At 57.7% G+C, this 16,732-nt stretch carries 16 protein-coding genes; 6 read left to right on the plus strand and 10 right to left on the minus strand.

Annotated elements, in window-relative coordinates; genetic code table 11:
* Nucleotides 1-13 precede the first annotated feature (13 nt).
* Nucleotides 14-850 carry an ABC transporter substrate-binding protein gene (locus JJ917_08595; GenBank protein MBO6698874.1) on the minus strand — a complete coding sequence of 279 codons (837 nt, stop codon included), beginning with the start codon at nucleotides 848-850 and terminating at the stop codon, nucleotides 14-16.
* Between the two features lie 121 nt (nucleotides 851-971).
* Between JJ917_08595 and JJ917_08600 the strand changes: the two genes are divergently transcribed.
* From JJ917_08600 to JJ917_08610, 3 genes are read left to right on the plus strand one after another with little or no spacing between them, the layout of a single operon-like run.
* A complete protein-coding gene (locus JJ917_08600) occupies nucleotides 972-2,828 on the plus strand; it encodes a TonB-dependent receptor (GenBank protein MBO6698875.1) in 1,857 nt (618 codons plus the stop codon).
* 12 nt (nucleotides 2,829-2,840) lie between these two features.
* Entirely contained in the window at nucleotides 2,841-3,836 is a 996-nt protein-coding gene (locus JJ917_08605; GenBank protein ID MBO6698876.1) for an iron ABC transporter permease, read from the plus strand.
* Nucleotides 3,837-3,883: 47 nt separating this feature from the next.
* Nucleotides 3,884-4,603, plus strand: coding sequence for an ABC transporter ATP-binding protein (locus JJ917_08610; protein MBO6698877.1), 720 nt, complete (start codon nucleotides 3,884-3,886; stop codon nucleotides 4,601-4,603).
* Here JJ917_08610 and JJ917_08615 read toward each other — a convergent pair.
* From JJ917_08615 to JJ917_08625, 3 genes are read right to left on the minus strand one after another with little or no spacing between them, the layout of a single operon-like run.
* Nucleotides 4,600-5,694 carry a zinc ABC transporter substrate-binding protein gene (locus JJ917_08615; GenBank protein ID MBO6698878.1) on the minus strand — a complete coding sequence of 365 codons (1,095 nt, stop codon included), beginning with the start codon at nucleotides 5,692-5,694 and terminating at the stop codon, nucleotides 4,600-4,602. The genes JJ917_08610 and JJ917_08615 overlap by 4 nt on opposite strands.
* Nucleotides 5,694-6,566 carry a metal ABC transporter permease gene (locus JJ917_08620; GenBank protein ID MBO6698879.1) on the minus strand — a complete coding sequence of 291 codons (873 nt, stop codon included), beginning with the start codon at nucleotides 6,564-6,566 and terminating at the stop codon, nucleotides 5,694-5,696. Before JJ917_08620 ends, JJ917_08615 begins: the two co-directional genes overlap by 1 nt.
* Nucleotides 6,566-7,345 (minus strand): metal ABC transporter ATP-binding protein, encoded by a 780-nt coding sequence (locus JJ917_08625; GenBank protein ID MBO6698880.1) that lies wholly within the window; start codon nucleotides 7,343-7,345, stop codon nucleotides 6,566-6,568. Before JJ917_08625 ends, JJ917_08620 begins: the two co-directional genes overlap by 1 nt.
* A 91-nt stretch (nucleotides 7,346-7,436) precedes the next feature.
* Between JJ917_08625 and JJ917_08630 the strand changes: the two genes are divergently transcribed.
* A complete protein-coding gene (locus JJ917_08630) occupies nucleotides 7,437-7,850 on the plus strand; it encodes a transcriptional repressor (GenBank protein MBO6698881.1) in 414 nt (137 codons plus the stop codon).
* Here the strand turns inward: JJ917_08630 and JJ917_08635 are convergent.
* The 5 genes from JJ917_08635 to JJ917_08655 form a co-directional block, all read right to left on the minus strand.
* Nucleotides 7,847-8,902, minus strand: a complete 1,056-nt coding sequence (locus tag JJ917_08635) for a LacI family DNA-binding transcriptional regulator (GenBank protein MBO6698882.1) — start codon at nucleotides 8,900-8,902, stop codon at nucleotides 7,847-7,849. The two genes, JJ917_08630 and JJ917_08635, sit on opposite strands and share 4 nt — an antisense overlap.
* Nucleotides 8,903-9,028: 126 nt before the next feature.
* The gene (locus tag JJ917_08640) at nucleotides 9,029-9,793 is read right to left on the minus strand and encodes an SDR family oxidoreductase (GenBank protein ID MBO6698883.1); all 765 of its coding nucleotides are present in this window, start codon (nucleotides 9,791-9,793) and stop codon (nucleotides 9,029-9,031) included.
* A 94-nt stretch (nucleotides 9,794-9,887) separates the two neighbouring features.
* On the minus strand, nucleotides 9,888-11,216 hold the full coding sequence (gene hisD, locus JJ917_08645; protein ID MBO6698884.1) for a histidinol dehydrogenase: 1,329 nt from the start codon (nucleotides 11,214-11,216) through the stop codon (nucleotides 9,888-9,890).
* Nucleotides 11,217-11,349: 133 nt separating this feature from the next.
* Nucleotides 11,350-12,381, minus strand: coding sequence for an SDR family NAD(P)-dependent oxidoreductase (locus tag JJ917_08650; protein MBO6698885.1), 1,032 nt, complete (start codon nucleotides 12,379-12,381; stop codon nucleotides 11,350-11,352).
* Between the two features lie 5 nt (nucleotides 12,382-12,386).
* Complete coding sequence (locus JJ917_08655; GenBank protein ID MBO6698886.1) at nucleotides 12,387-13,559, minus strand: nucleotide sugar dehydrogenase; 1,173 nt, start codon at nucleotides 13,557-13,559, stop codon at nucleotides 12,387-12,389.
* Nucleotides 13,560-13,757: 198 nt separating this feature from the next.
* Here JJ917_08655 and JJ917_08660 point away from each other — a divergent pair, with 198 nt between their 5' ends.
* Nucleotides 13,758-14,717: a DUF808 domain-containing protein gene (locus JJ917_08660; GenBank protein MBO6698887.1), complete on the plus strand. Its 960-nt coding sequence runs from the start codon at nucleotides 13,758-13,760 to the stop codon at nucleotides 14,715-14,717.
* A gap of 12 nt (nucleotides 14,718-14,729) precedes the next feature.
* Here the strand turns inward: JJ917_08660 and JJ917_08665 are convergent, their stop codons facing one another.
* The gene (locus JJ917_08665) at nucleotides 14,730-14,984 is read right to left on the minus strand and encodes a hypothetical protein (protein ID MBO6698888.1); all 255 of its coding nucleotides are present in this window, start codon (nucleotides 14,982-14,984) and stop codon (nucleotides 14,730-14,732) included.
* A 245-nt stretch (nucleotides 14,985-15,229) separates the two neighbouring features.
* Between JJ917_08665 and JJ917_08670 the strand changes: the two genes are divergently transcribed.
* The gene (locus tag JJ917_08670) at nucleotides 15,230-16,732 is read left to right on the plus strand and encodes a methyl-accepting chemotaxis protein (protein ID MBO6698889.1); all 1,503 of its coding nucleotides are present in this window, start codon (nucleotides 15,230-15,232) and stop codon (nucleotides 16,730-16,732) included.

Genomic DNA, 16,732 nt, shown 5'->3' on the forward strand with positions numbered 1-16,732 from the left:
GAACGCGAACCACTCAGCCACCGGTAAGCCGTTGCAGCGCATCATCGCGCTCATTGGCAATGTGCTGGATCGCTTCGATCAGCGAAGGCCCGGCGCAAAGCGTCAGCCGCTCTGGCAACGCAATACGCTGGCTCCGCGGATAGCGCTCCGCGAGCGCAGGATGGGCAAGCAGCGCCGTACCCTGATCCTCGCTTTCGCGTTCAAAGCTTGCTGTGATCAGCAAATCCGGCTCAGCACGAACAATGGTTTCTAGATCGACGAATCCGCCACGCGCGCCAACCAAATCCTCGCTGGCTAAGCGCACACCCAACGCGGCAAGCAAATCCCCCGTGAGCGACGCCGTACCGGTGGCATAGCCCCGCCGCTGAATGATGAGAGCGCTTAGCGCTTCATCTGATCGCGCCGCCGAAAGCGCGGTATCGATTTCGTCGATCAAGGCTTGACCCCGCTCGGGATGGCCGACCAATTCAGCAACCAGGCTAACCGCCTCGCGAGCGTCGTCCAAAGAGCGCACGAACGGCACCTCTTCGACGCGATAATCAAAACGGGCGAGCATGTCCTTGGCCGCCCGGTTGGTGAAGCGACCGGCCAAAACAAGATCCGGTTCCAGTGCGATCACCGCCTCAGCTGCGGCAGGAAGCTGTGGATAAGGCATGGCCTGTTCAGCCGCATAAGACAGGCGCTCATCAGCAGCAAAACGGCTGAGACCGACGATCTGATCGGGATCGGCAAGTGCCAGAACCAGTTGGTCAGTGCACATGTTCGACGAAACAATTCGCTCTGGCCGCTGCTGCGCGACGGCGGGTCCAGCCAGCAAGAGCGCCATCGCGATCAGGCAAAAGCGTTGCACAGTTTTACCCCTTTGGATTGATTGCCGAACCGGTTTGAAAGGCTTAACAAAACCTTACACGCCCGGGACACACGCCGTGACGGGTGGTTGTGAACAACCAGATCGAAACAGTAAAGGTCTGATGATGGTACGCGTATCGACGCCCGGCTTTATGGCCGGTTTTTTTATTGCGGCTGTTGCCGCGCCCCTTCTTTCCACCGCTCCCGCATTCGCCCAATCGGAAATCACCGTTTTTGCGCCGTTTCGCGGCATCGCCACGCCCATTGCGCGTGCCGGCAGCGCAGTGAGTGTGATCACCCGTGAAGAGATTGAACAGGCGGGGCAGACCTCGGTTGCTGAAATCCTTCGATCCTCTCCTGGGGTGAGCTTCAACTCCTCAGGAGGTTTTGGCTCCTCGACCGATGTCCGCATTCGCGGCGCTGATAGCCAACACACTATGGTGCTGATCGACGGTGTGCCTGTCACAGACACCACATCAACACGTAACGCTTTCGACTTCACCATGCTGCCGGTCGGTTCGATCGAACGCATTGAGGTGCTTCGAGGCCCGCAATCAGCGCTCTACGGATCCGATGCGATCGGTGGCGTAATCGCCATCACCACACGCCAGCCGACGCAAGGTTTTTCTGGTTCGGCAAGCGTAGAGGGCGGAAGTTTTGGGACGCATCGCGAAGCCTTACGCGCTGGCTACGGTGGCGATCAGTTCTCCATCACAGGATATGCCGAGCATTTTTCCACGCAGGGATACTCGCGCCGCGCCGGCAATGACGAGGAGGATGGCTCTCGACAATGGACCGGCGGTCTACGGGGCCAAGCCAATCTCTCAGAAAACCTATCCTTGGACGCAGCATTTCAAGTAACAGACCTTGAGACGGATTACGACCGGCGAGATACCGATCCTGCAGGAGATGCAGATCGGCTTTCTATCAACGGGCACGCCCGTGCTAGCCATGAAAGCTTTGATGGTCGATGGCGTCAGACAGTTACCGCTTTTGCATCGTCCAGCGACCGTCGCTTTACCGAAAACGCAAGTGTTGAGGATTACTACGGCAACCGGATCGGGGTGGAGCACACCGGCGAGATACGTTGGGATGCCCTTGGCACCACCCTTTACGGAGTAACGGGTGAACAACAGTCTGCCGAGTACATCACCAATGGTGTGGTACAGTTCGATAGGGATGAGTTGTATTGGGGCGCATTCGCAATGCAGCAATTCTCACTAGGCCCCGCATTCCATGTTTCAACGGCGATCAGGTTCGACGATTTCGCAGGAGCGGGCACGTTCGTAACCGGTCGTGGAACCGCCGTTTACGAAATCTACGAAACCGAAACACGCTTTCACGGAAGCCTTGGCACGGGTGCGAAAGCGCCAAGCCTGCGTCAACGTGCTGCCACCCCCAATCTGCGTCCGGAGGAAAGCTGGGGCGCCGACATCGGCGTCGCACAAACCTTCTTTGATGGCCGCTTAACCGTGGATGTCACCGGGTTCTACCAAGAGATTGAGGACTTACACGTCTACACTGGCGGGTTTGGCTCTTTCGCGGTTGAAGCCTGGGATAACATCGACGAAGCGCGATTGATGGGCATTGAAGTCACCGCCGATGCACGCGTGATCCCTGGCCATTTGGATGCATCAGCCCACTACACCTATCTGGACGCCGAAGATGCGACGACCGGTGATCGGTTACAGCGTCGCCCTGAGCATGAAGCGCAGGTAACACTCAGCTACATCGGTATCGACAGGCTGCGCATCTCAGGTGTCGTCAATTGGGTTGGTGGCGAACGGTTTTCCAGGTCTCGCGAACGCGATCCTTTAGATCCCTATACGCGGGTCGATGTTATCGCATCCTACCAAGCGCATGAGCATTTGGAGATCTATGGTCGCGTCGAAAATCTGTTTGATGTCGAGTATGAAGAGATCAAAGGCTACAACACCCCAAGCCTATCAGCTTATGCGGGCATTCGGGCCACGTTCTAGGAACACCATGTGATGCCGCTCAGTGGCAGCCTTGCAGTCCTGCTTCTGGCGCTGGCCGCACTCTCCTTGGCGGTTGGAACGACCGCTTTCACGCTCGATCAGCTTTTGGCCGCCGTCACAGGCGCCGACGAACGGCTGGCGCTAATCGTCTACGAAATCCGTTTGCCTCGCACACTGCTTGCGATCCTTATCGGCGGGTCATTGGGCTTAAGCGGCGCGGGCCTTCAAGGATTGGTGCGCAACCCGCTCGCCTCACCATCGCTGTTTGGTGCACCATCGGCCGCAGCGCTGGGTGCGGTGATTATGATCAGTTCAGGGCTGGCTGGCGCGCTCTCCTTTGCCTTGCCTGTGGCGGGCATGTTGGGGGCTTTGACATCGGTCGGTGCGCTGATGCTGCTGGCCGGTCGCGATGCGCCGATCATCGTGTTGCTGCTCGCCGGCCTGGTACTTTCCAGTTTTGCGGCGGCGGGCACATCTCTTGCGCTCAATCTATCGCCCAACCCATTCGCAGCGCTTGAAGTGGCTTTCTGGCTGCTTGGATCGCTGGAAGACCGCTCATTCCAGCACATCTGGATGGCGGGACCATTCATCATTCTAGGCTCAATGTTGATTGCATCAAAAGCGCGGTCTCTCAGGGTTATGAGCCTCGGCGAAGACACCGCCAGCAGCCTCGGCGTCAACGTCCAGCGCTTGCGTTTGATGCTGATCGTTGGTGTTGCCATGGCCGTTGGTGCAGGTGTCTCGGTGGCTGGCACAATCGGCTTTATCGGCCTGGTCGCACCGCATCTGGTCCGCCCGTTGGTGGGCTATGATCCAGCTCGGGTGCTGCTGCCCGCCACGCTTGCTGGCGCATGCTTGCTGCTGGCGGCGGACCTGCTGGTGCGGCTTGTTCCCACCAGCGGCGAGCCCTTGAAAGTTGGCGTTGTGACAGCGCTTGTCGGTGCGCCCTTCTTTTTGGGTCTGGTGCTGCGCGAACGGCGTGCGCTTGCGGGCCGAGCCACGCTATGAGCGTGCTTCATGCCAGAAATCTCAGTGTTTCAATTGGCAAGGCACGCTTGCTGCAACCCACTGATCTTTCGCTTGAAACGGGATCATTGACGGTCATTCTTGGCCCGAATGGCGCAGGCAAGAGCACCTTGCTCAAAGCTCTGCTTGGGCTCGTCCCTCACAGCGACGCAACATCGATGGACGGCAAAGCCCTATCCTCGCTCTCCCCGCGAGAGCGCGCCAAGCAGATTGCCTATCTGCCACAGGGGCAAAGCTACGCCTGGCCGCTCAGCGTAGAGGCAGTGGTCGCCCTTGGTCGACATCCTCACGGTGGTCAAGGAGATGATGTGGTTGAGCGTGTGCTCGACACGATGGGCCTTAAAGATCTGCGCGATCAATCAGTTCTCACCCTCTCAGGAGGCGAACAGATGCGCGTTTCGCTGGCCCGGGCACTGGCCGTGGAAGCCTCGTTTCTGCTGGCCGATGAACCCCTCGCCTCGCTCGACCCGCGCTATCAGTTCGAAATCATGAGTGTTCTGGCGGGCCAAGCGCGTGACGGCAAAGGCGTCGTTGTGGTAATGCACGATCTGGCCCTTGCCGCGCGGTATGCTGACCGGATCATCTTAATGAAAGAAGGGGCCATTCTCGCCGACGGATCACCTGAGGAGGTTCTATCGGGCGAGAATGTTCAGTCGGCTTTCAACGTCGGCACACGCAGGGGCACAGTCCATCGTACCGATGGACCGATCCGTGTTGCCCTGCCAGACCAGTTAGAACCTGCTGTTTAGTTGGTCGACAGAAGCGCTTCTGAAATAGCGCGCAGATTGGTTTCCATCATGCCCAGATAGGATGAGGCATCACCGTCTGCCGCCAAGGCATCGGAATAAAGGGTGCCCGACACATCGAGACCAGTTTCATCCGCGATTTGCTGCAGCAAACGCGGATCTGAGACATTCTCAACGAACAAAGCGCGCGCACCGGATTCACGTATCTGGTCGATCAGCGTTGCAACATCTGCTGCTGAGGCCTCACTTTCGGTCGACATACCTTGCGCTGCGAGAATGGTGAGATCGAAATCGCGCGCGAGATACCCAAAGGCGTCATGGCTCGTGATGATCGTGCGTCCATCCATAGAAACGTCCGCCAAAGCAGCATCCCATTCGGCCTCCAAGGCCTCTAGTTCAGCCGAATAGGCTTGGGCATTTGCAGTGAACTCACCACAGTGCCCTGGCAAAGCTTCGCAGAGACCATCGGCAATGTTGGCAACATAGATTTGTGCCGCATCGAGCGATTGCCAAGCGTGTGGGTCATTCGGGCCGTGGTCATGGTCATGATGTGCGTGCTCATCGTGACCATCATCTTCGTGGTCGTGGTGATCATGATCGTGATCGCCATCATGACCGTGGTCATCATGGGCATGGTCTTCGTGATCGTGGTCGTGTTCATCTTCAAGCGCATGGTCATGATCGTGGCCATGGTCATCATGAGCGTGGTCGTCATGGTCGTGTTCATGGTCATCATCATGATCATGGTGATCGTCCTCATCACCAACTTCGATGACATCGATGCCGGTGCTGGCCGTAACGATGGTGGCCTGCGTGTCGCTGGCTACAATCAAGCGATCAAGAAAGCCTTCAAAGCCAAGACCGTTGGTGATCACGAGATCAGCGCTAGCGACGGCGACCACGTCTGTGGGGACTGGTTGATAGACATGGGCATCCTCGCCGGGGCCAACCAAGCTGGTGACGGACACATGATCACCACCTACGACGCGGGTCATATCCGCAAGTATCGAAAAGGACGCGACAACATCCAAAGAATCAGCGGAGGCCAAAGAGGTCGTCGAGAACAAAGAGAGTGCAACAATCGAGGAACGCATTAAGCTACCTTATGTCGTTGAGTTGGAAGGGCAGGCCGGACCAAACCGCGCGGTGCGGCCAGCAGGGAAACCAAGTACACAACGCCTGCGGCCAAAATGACCGCTGGTCCAGAGGCGATGGCCGCATGGAAAGAAATCAAAAGGCCCACCACGACTGACCCAGCACCAATGGCAATTGCCAACACACACAAGGACAGCACACGGCGTACCCAGAAGCGGGCAGCGGCAGCGGGCAGGATCATCAGACCGACCGACAGCAGTGTACCGAGGGCTTGGAAACCGGCCACAAGATTGAGAACAACCAGAGCCAGATATGCAAAGTGCACCACTGGTCCCCATCCGGAAACGGACCGCAGAAAACCGGGGTCGAGACACTCGGCGACTAGAGCACGCCAGATGATGGTCAGCGTTGCCAGGCTTACTGCCGCAATGCCAGCGATCATCAGCAGGCTCTCTTGGGTCAGCGCCAAGACTGAGCCAAACAGCACGTGCATCAGGTCGACTGAGGAGCCACGCAGTGAGACAATCATGACGCCAAGCGCGAGGGAAATAAGATAGAAGGCGGCCATCGCCGCGTCTTCTTTTTGCACCGTCAAACGCGCCACGAACCCTGCGGCGGCGGCAACCAATGATCCGGCGATCAAGCCGCCCAGTGTCATTGGGATGAGGTCCAACCCGAAGATGAGAAATCCGAGTGCTGCGCCCGGCAAAATGGCATGGGCCATCGCGTCGCCGGTCAAGCTCATGCGGCGCAGCATCAAAAACACACCAATGGGTCCAGCTGAGATTGCGATCAGCAACCCGCCAAGAAGCGCGCGCTGCATGAACGCATACTCAGCAAAAGGCGCGACAAGAAACGCGTAGACATCCATCAGGCGGCTTGTCCGTGATTATGGGAATGATTGTGATCAGCGCACCAAGCGGCATCCTCATCCCAGGCAGCATGGAAGCGGCGGGCTTTGAGCAGGTTGTCGTCCTGAAGGACGTCTTCCGTTGCACCCCAGGCAATTGGCTCACGGGAAAGCAGCATGGTTTTTGGAAAATGATCGCGCACCAATTCCAAATCGTGCATCACTGCGATCACGCTGCGATCCTCGGCGTGCCATTGTTCAATCACCCGCACCAAATCGTCGACCGTTTTGGTGTCGATGGCATTGAACGGTTCATCCAGCAGAATGAGATCAGCATCTTGCAGCAGAACACGGGCAAACAGCGCCCGCTGTAATTGTCCGCCAGAGAGTGTGTCGATGGTGCGTTTTTCAAAGCCTTCCAAACCGACAGCTTCAAGCGACCGCGCGATGGCGGCGCGATCTGCCTGTGTCATACGACCAAGCAAGCCGCGCTTTGGCCATAGGCCGAGTTTCACCAAATCGTAGACCGTCGCGGGAAATGTTTTATCGATATCTGCTTGCTGCGGCAGATAGGCGACGCGGCAGCCATCGGTATGCTCGCAACTGCCAGCCATCGGCGACAGACTGCCAACGATACCCTTCAGCAAAGTCGACTTGCCGGATCCGTTGGGCCCGATGATGGCCAGCAAGTCGCCATGGGCAACGCTGCCTGTGAGGCCATGGACCGCCGGATGCGGGCCATATCCAAGGGTGAGATCATCAAAGCGTAGGCAGGTGGGGGAGCTGTGCGTGTGAGCCACGAACCATCCAAAAAGGTTGTTGCGAACTTGGGAGATGGGCTTTAGTACGTTATACTATAACTGGTCAACCACGAGAAATCATTACGCCTTCATGCCCACAACCGCTCCACTTTCGCGCAACAATCAACTGGTCCTTGATCGACTAACGCAGTCGGCTGGACCACTGTCGGCCTATGAGCTTCTGGACGCACTGCGCGAAGACGGATTGCGCGCGCCACCACAGATTTATCGGGCCCTGAAGTGGCTCGGTGAGCATGGTTTGGTGCACAAGCTGGAAAGTGCGAACGCCTATGTGGCCTGCGCCCATGCGTCCTGTTGCGGTGGCGAGCGATGTGCCACCTCGCAAACGGTGTTTTTTCTATGCGACGGGTGCGGTGGCGTCGAAGAGTTGAACGGGTCGGCGCTAGCGAAAGACCTCGCCGGCTTGTCAGAGCAAATCGGGTTTGCCGCTCAGGGAGCAAACCTTGAGGTGCATGGTCAATGCGCGGCCTGTCAGGCCAGCTAGCTCGATTTTGGGATTGCCCAGGTTTCGCCGATGTTGGGCGGTTTCTTGGCCGACTGGCGTACGATCAATTGACCGGGAAGTTCGATGGACTCGGCCTCAAAGGCCTCCCCCTCGACAGCTGCCTCAATGGCCTCGAACAACGTGTCGCTTGATGCTTTGATCATCGCATCCACTGGCTGCGAAAAGCTAGTGATGGAATAGGTCGGCCATTGCGCGGGGCCAACATTGTCGAAGCCGACAATAGAAACGTCATCTGGCACCGAAAGCCCCAAACCGTGCCGCAAAGCATCCATAACAGAGATCGCCATATGGTCATTGGCGCAGAAGATCGCATCGGGTGGCGCTGAGGACTGCATCATCGCAATCGCTGCTTTGGCGGCTTCGTCGGCATCATAGTTGCCGACAGCGCGGGCATGCAGAGCCACACTCTTCTCGCCTAACCCGGCCAAAAACCCGCGCTCGCGATCACGGTTGGTGGAGGTCTCTTCGATGCCCGCCAAATAGGCGATCCGTTTATGGCCGCCTTCGATGAGGAAACGCGCGATGGTGCGTCCGCCCAACTCGTTGGACCCGGTGATCTTCGATGCGGTGGGTGCATCGGAAACCCGGTTCACCATCACCACCGGGATGCCTGCCGCGTGACATCTGTCGGCGATCTCTGAGGACAGGGAAACCGAGGCAAGGACGAGACCGTCGATCTGGTAGTCGAGCGCGCGCTGTAGCTCTTGGTTGGCCGCGTCTCCTTCACCGGCAGTGAAGAGCAACACATGGTAGCCGCGCTTCTGGCATTCATCAGAAATGCCCTGAACCAACTCGGGATAGAAGTGGTTGTCGAGGTAGGAAACAGCCATGCCGATCATGTGCGACCGGCGGGTGATCAACGAGCGGGCTATGGCATTGGGACGGTAACCGAGGCGGATCGCGGCCTTGTGCACACGGTCCTTGGTTTCTGCTGCAACGCTGGCACCTGGCGTGAACGCTCTGGAGACTGCCGATTGGGAGACCCCCGCCTCGCGCGCGACATCAATGGATGTAACTTTACGGCGCGCCATCGAGCAGACCCTCCCGCTCAGGGTTTTGGCGCAGTGATGTCTCCAGCCTCATATCATTAGGTGTAAGCGGCGAGCGAGAGGTCGTCCAGCCGTCGGAGTATCAGAAACGTTCGGGTAGCCTCGCGATCAATCCGCGGTCCAACCGCCGTCGATGAGCAATGAAGTGCCGGTGACCAACGCTGAAGCATCGCTTGCCAAATAGGCAACAGCGCCCATGATGTCCTCAACCTCGCCCACCCGACCGAGCTTGATCTTCGACTCAACCCAAGCGCGACGTTCCGGGTCGTCAAGCGTCACGGCAGCAAGCGGCGTGCGGATGAATGTCGGACAGATGGTGTTGATGCGAACTTTGTGCGGTCCCCACTCGATTGCCATCGCCTTCACCATGCCCTCCAAAGCGTGCTTGGACGCGCAGTAGACAGCGCGCTCAATGCCTCCGACATGGCCCATCTGCGAGGAAATGTGGATGATCGAGCCTGCCTTGCCGGCCGCGATCATGCCGCGAGCCGCCTCAGCAGAAAGCACGAAAGCACCACGGACGTTAACGTCCATCACCGCCTGATAATCGTCGATGTCGGTTTCAAGTGCTGATGCATGTCGGGCAATGCCGGCTGAGTTCACGAGCACGTCAAAGGGTTCATAGTCCGCGAAGGTGGCTTTGATGGCGTCGGTGTCGGCAACATCCAGGCGGATCGCTTCAACCGAATACCCAGCAGCCTTCATGGCGTCGACACTTGCCGAGAGATCTTCCATGCCCCGCGCGGCGCCCACGACATGAGCGCCTTGCTCGGCCAAAGCCACCGCACAACCCAGCCCGATGCCTCGTGATGCACCGGCAACAAAGGCACGCTTGCCATCCAGGCGTTGAGACGGTGTTTTAGGCAGTGTCATCGGATTTGGACCCTCTGCTGAAACAGTTGTCTGCTCCGTTACTGCGGAACGACCGTTCAAATTCGCTGCTCCGTTCCAGTGGAACGACCGCTTATCATTCGGCAGCCATCTTCGGCTCGGCTGCCTGGCCATAGGGAACGTTGCGGCCACCATAGCGACGCACGCGCACATTGGCTTGTTCAGCATGGCCGACAAAGCCTTCTAACATACAAAGGCGCGAGCAATATTCGCCCATCAATGCCGCTGCCTCGTCGGTTAAAACCCTTTGGTAGGAATGGGTTTTCAGGAATTTTCCGACCCAGAGACCGCCGGTGTAACGCCCGGCCTTCTTGGTTGGCAGCGTGTGATTGGTTCCGATGACCTTGTCGCCATTGGCGACGTTAGTGCGTGCGCCCAAAAAGAGCGCGCCATAACAGGTCATGTTCTCCAAGAACCAATCGTCCCGATCAGTCATGACCTGAACATGTTCTGAGGCAATGTCGTCGGCAACCGCAAGCATCTCATCATAGGTCTCGCAGACGATCACCTCGCCATAATCCTCCCAGCTTTTGCGGGCGGTCTCGGCGGTGGGCAATATGGCGAGCAGCCGGTCGATCTGGTCGAGTGTGTCGCGGGCAAGCTTTTCAGAAATGGTGACCAGAACCGCGGGCGAGTTGTAGCCGTGCTCGGCTTGCCCCAATAGGTCGGTCGCGCAGAGTTCAGCGTCGGCGCCATGCTCGTCGGCGATCACCATCGTCTCCGTTGGGCCAGCGAAAAGATCGATTCCCACGCGGCCGAAGAGCTGGCGTTTGGCTTCGGCCACAAACGCATTGCCAGGCCCAACCAGCATATGGACCGGATCGATTGTTTCGGTACCGATGGCCATGGCACCCACCGCCTGAATGCCGCCAAGAACGTAGATCTCGTGGGCGCCGCCAAGTTTCATAGCGGCGATAACAGCCGCGTTCGGCTCACCCTTGAATGGCGGCGTACACGCGATGATGCGCGGCACGCCCGCTACGTCGGCGGTGGCCACCGACATATGAGCAGACGCCACCATCGGAAACTTGCCGCCGGGCACATAACATCCAACCGACTGGACCGGGATGTTTTTGTGACCAAGCACAATCCCCGGCATCGTCTCCACCTCGATATCGACCATCGAATTGCGCTGATGCTGGGCAAAGCTTCGCACCTGCTCCTGCGCGAACCGGATATCGTCCATATCGCGCGTGGACACCTTGTTCATCAGCGCCGATACATCGTCATCCGTGAGACGAAAACGATCCGGCGTGTAGCCGTCAAATTTAGCCGATAAGTCGCGTACAGCCGCGTCGCCGCGCGCTTCAATGTCTTTCAGTGTTTCTTCAACGATCGCGCGGACTTTTGCGTCATCGTCGGAGCGCTCGGTTTCCGGTTTGCCGCGTTTCAAATGGGTGATCATGGCGCGCCGTCCTTGGTTCATCCTGTTTGGCCATTAAGCGTCGACACGCCATTCGACCTTGCATGCGTATGCAGTATAGTCAGCGCGGGTATACGGGCAATGGGGCAGCGGCGAATTTCCGGCGTCGGTGGCGTTAAGTCTGGTAGTAGTCGCGATACCAAGCGACAAAACGGGCGATGCCCTCCTCGACTGGCGTGGCGGGCGGTTTGTCGATAAGGCGCGAGAGAAGCGTGGCATCGGCCCAGGTCATAGGCACGTCACCTGCTTGCATAGGGAGTAAATTGCGTTCCGCTTTTTTGCCCAGCGCCTGTTCCAGCGCATCAATAAAGTCGGTGAGTTGCACAGGCTGGTTGTTGCCGATGTTGATCACCCGCCAAGGCGCCACGGGTGAAAGACCCAGAGCTTCACGGTCTTCCTCGTCATCCGCGTCTGGCAGCGTCGGCGTGACATCGGCCAGAGCTGCGATGGCCTGGGCCAGATCATCGATGAACGTGAAATCGCGCTGCATGTCGCCGTGATTATAAACATCGATCGGTTCGTCGTTCAGGATCGCTTTGGTGAACTTGAAGAGCGCCATATCCGGGCGACCCCAGGGGCCGTAAACCGTGAAAAACCGAAAAAGCGTCATCGGAACACCGTAGAGGTGCGCGTAGGAATGCGTCATCGACTCGGCGGCCTTTTTTGTCGCCCCATAAAACGACATCTGCAGATCGGCCTTGTGATGCTCGGCATAGGGCATCTCAACGTTCGCACCGTAGACAGAGCTGGAGGACGCCATCATCAAGTGCTTGGGTGGCGTCGCACGGGCCGCTTCCAGCACTTCAAGTGTGCCGACGAGATTGCTATCGACGTACGAGCGCGGATTGTCGATCGAAAAGCGGACCCCGGCCTGGGCCGCGAGGTGAATGATGAGATCCGGTTGTTCCCGCGCAACCAGATCAACGACAGCGCGCGGCGTCTCCAATCGCTCTTCCACAGCCTTGAAATGCTGATTATGGAAGAGCGTCTGGTGGCGTCGCTGTTTCAGCCGAACATCGTAATAGTCGGTGAGCGCATCGAAGCCGACCACCCGATACCCTGCTCGCAAGAGGGCCTGGCTTGTGTGAAAACCGATGAAGCCGGCCGAGCCTGTGACGAGCGCGGTTTTTTGGGTTGCAGTGGTCATTGTTTTCAGTCGACTCCAAACAGATCGCGCGTGAAGACTTTGTCTTTCACGTCTTGAAGCTCCGGCGCTGGCCGGTTGGCGATGATGATGTCGCTTTCAGCCTTGAATGCCTCAAGGTCGCGGACAACGGCAGAACCAAAGAAATGGACTGCTGGCAGACCTGGCTCGTAGACAATCACCGGTATGCCCTTGGCTTTGATGCGTTTCATGATGCCTTGCACGGAACTGTCGCGAAAATTGTCCGAGCCTTCCTTCATCGTCAGCCTGTAGACGCCAACGCAGCCAGGGCTTTTGGCGATGATGCTGTCGGCGATGAAGTCCTTGCGCGTCGTGTTCGCATCGACAATGGCGCGGATGAGGTTCTGCGGAACCGCATCGTAATTGGCCAATAGCTGCCTGGTGTCCTTGGGCAGACAGTAACCGCCATAGCCGAAAGACGGATTGTTGTAATGATCGCCAATGCGCGGATCGAGACTGACGCCTTTGATGATCTGACGTGTGTCCATCCCGGCGATCTGAGCGTAGGTGTCGAGCTCGTTAAAGTAGGCCACACGCATCGCAAGGTAGGTGTTGGCAAAGAGCTTGATCGCCTCGGCTTCATCGGGATCGGTCAGAAGTGTTGGAATGTCGTCCTTGATCGCGCAATCAGCGAGCATGGTTGCAAAGTCTTCGGCGCGCTTGGAACGTTCGCCAACAACAATTCGCGAGGGAAAGAGGTTGTCGTAAAGCGCCCGCCCTTCGCGCAGAAACTCCGGCGAATGGATGATACGGTCAATCCCAAACTGCTTGCGCAAGGCAGAGACCAGACCCACCGGGATCGTGGATTTGATGATGATCAGCGCCTGATCGTTCACCGCCAAAACCTCGGAGATCACACTCTCGACGGAGGATGTGTCGAAGGCGTTGGTCTGCGGGTCGTAATTGGTCGGCGTAGCGACGATCACATGCGTTGCGTCGCGATAAGCGGTTTGCGTATCATTGGTTGCGGTGAGCTTTAGGTCTTTGGTGGCAAGATAATCCTCAAGCTCTGGATCGCTGATCGGCGAGGTTCGATCGCCGAGCATGGAAACGCGCTCCGGCGAAATATCGCAGGCAATCACCGTGTATTTCTGCGCCAGCAACACAGCATTGGAAAGGCCTACATAGCCAAGGCCGGCAACGGCAAACTGAACAGTCATGATGCTTTCCTGGAAACGGCAGAGGGTAATTGCCGCTTTGAGGCGAAGCCTTCGCATGGCCACCGCCTAACGGGCAAGTAGGTGGCGGCTTTATCCATGGCGAGCGAACCATTGTGATCGTCAGGCGTTGGGTTTAACTGAGCCAAATGAGGATTGGAGCGCTCACCGGCCTCCTACTTGAACGAGTGGTCTATTCGCATGAGCGGTCTCCTTGCACTGCTGGACGACGTCGCAGCCATCGCCAAACTTGCTGCCACGCAACTTGATGATGTCGCAGCACAGGCCTCAAAGGCCGGAACCAAAGCGGCAGGCATCGTCATTGATGATGCGGCAGTCACGCCGAAATATGTCACTGGATTGCCGGCGACGCGCGAGCTGCCGATTATCTGGAAGATCGCGCGCGCATCCTTTTTTAACAAGCTGATCATTCTGCTGCCCGTGGCGCTGCTCTTGAGCGCCTTTGCACCCTGGATGCTGACGCCATTGCTGATGCTAGGCGGGTCTTATCTTTGTTATGAGGGCGCGGAGAAGATCGCGCATCTCTTCTCGCATAAGAAGCATCACGCGGTGGACACCGAGCATGGACTCGATGCTGCCCATCTCGAAGAGCAGCGCGTCAAAGGCGCGATCAAGACCGACTTCATCTTATCGGCCGAGATCATGACCATCACGCTTTCGGCCATCGATTCAGACAGCATCGTGACCCGCGGCGTGACGCTCGCTCTGGTCGCAGTCGCGATCACGGCGTTGGTCTATGGCGCTGTTGCGCTGATCGTGAAGATGGATGACGTCGGCCTTAAACTGACGCAAGTCGGTCGCCTGGAGGCAACGCGTGCCCTTGGTCGCGGGTTGGTCAAAGCCATGCCAATGATCCTGTTGATCATCTCAACTGTCGGCACAGCCGCCATGCTTTGGGTCGGCGGCAGCATCATGGTGCATGGCGTCAAAGATCTCGGATTTCCACAAACCTATGACACGATCCACCATTGGGCGGAGATCGGCGCGCATTCGGTGACCACCGCACAAGGCTTAGTTGAGTGGGTCATCGTGGCGGCACTCGATGGCGTGATCGGTCTGGCCTGGGGCTTGTTATTGATCCCCGTCGTCACCTTCGCCATCAACCCGGCGCTCAAAGCGGTGACGTCGAAAGGCCAGTGATTGGGTCGGTCGCTATCCAGCAAAGAGAAACGCCCAGCCAAAAAGCATAAGGATCGCACCGATCAGGAGTGCGGCCAGCGCAATCGGCACGCGCACCATCCACCACAGACCCTTACTCAGTGTCAGTTGACGGGCACGCCACCACAAGACGACCGCCAGGCCGATAGCCGCTGCTTGCCACCCGAAAAACGCACCGACACGGTTCATTCCTCGGGTGAAGCTGGACCCGGTGGGTTCGATCAGCGCGAAAGCAATAAATGATCCCATGAAGGCAGCAAGCCATAAGCCCAGCAAGAACCAAAGCGTTCGAGGAAATCTGACCATGGTTCAAATGTTCCTTCGCAACAGTTTTTCGGCCAAACTACAACCAGACGTTGCTAACGTAACCGCAAAGAGTTCACTAAAGCCACGTTTCTTTTGCGTAAAAGAATGACGTGTTTCAACAATGTTAACTCCGATGCACCATCAATACGGCCTTGGAAGCCGTTTCAAACCTGGTGGGTACTCAGTCTATGTTTTCACGACAGGCCAAAATCAAAGCGGAGCCGGCTGATACGGTTTCTGAAGAGCTAGCGCACTCTACGTCACCTGCCGACGAGGCGGAGACCCAATCGGACAAGACCTCCCAGCGCAACGCAGACGAGACCGCCAAGACGCTGGTTTCTGTCGCTGAAGCATTGTCCAATTTTGGCGTGGAGATGGTGGACGTGGCTGGGGCCATCGAAACAGCCAACGCCGCCACCACAGGATTACAGGAAGCCTTCAACCTGCTCTGCCAGGCCGCAGAAGAAACACAGGTTCAGACAGGCGTCATCCGCGAGGCCGTCACGACAACCGCGATGGTGGCCAATGCCTCCGGCGATACCATGCAACGCTCGCGCGATGCCTTGGGCAAAGCCGCCAACGATATTGCAACACTGATTTCTTCGGTTACCGAGATCAACAGCCAGTTGCAGGGCCTACAAGGCGCGCTGGTGAGCGTTGGCGAGGTCTCGCAGTCGATCGATCAAATTGCCCGGCAGACGAATCTGCTGGCTCTTAACGCCACTATCGAAGCGGCACGCGCCGGTGAAGCAGGGCGCGGATTTGCCGTCGTGGCCGGCGAGGTTAAACAACTGGCATCGGAAACCTCGACAGCAACGCAGCAAATTCAGGAAACGCTCACGCAACTCAACCAGGAAGCCGATGCACTCATCGGGCTTGGCGAAGGCGCGTTGACCGGCGTTTCGGCGGTGCAAGAAAGCACAAGCGCTCTTGATGAAGTGATCGATGAGTTGTCCGACGCCATTACCGAGATTGGCTCGTCCTCAAGCGTTGTCGAAACGGGCATTGTCGATATCGAGTCGGCGACAAAGGATTTTGCGTCCAACGTTACGACGATGCAGGAAACGGTAACCAGCAACAGTGCGTTGTTGGATTCTGCTGCTGAGCGAATCGGGAACAGCGTTGACGAAACCGACCGGTTGGTTGGCGTGACCGCTGATAGCGATATCGACACTGACGAAGGCCGTTTCCTCGACATGGCGCGCGAGGCTGTCGACGCCGTACAGAATGCGTTTGCAGCCGAGATCGAGGAGGGTCGGGCAACGATCAACGATTTCTTCGATCAGGATTACAAGCCAATCGCTGGCACCGATCCCGAACAGGTCATGACTCGTTTCACGGCGATCACAGATCGCGTTTTGCCAGCTATTCAGGAACCGGTTGCCCAAAGCAGTGAACGCATCGTTTTTTGCGCCTGTGTTGATGTGAACGGCTACCTGCCAACGCACAACGAGAAGTTCAGCCAGCCACAGGGCGATGATCCGCTTTGGAACGCCGCCAACAGCCGCAATCGCCGCATGTTCGACGACAAGGTTGGCCTACGCGCCGGACAAAGCACCGAACCGTTCTTGATGCAGTCCTATCGCCGCGACATGGGTGGAGGAAAGTTCGCCATCATGAAGGACCTGTCCGTACCGGTCTATGTTCAAGGCCGACACTGGGGGGCCCTGCGCCTGGCTTACAAAGTCTAG

This window comes from Hyphomicrobiales bacterium, from assembly GCA_017642935.1.
GTDB lineage: Bacteria > Pseudomonadota > Alphaproteobacteria > Rhizobiales > MH13 > MH13.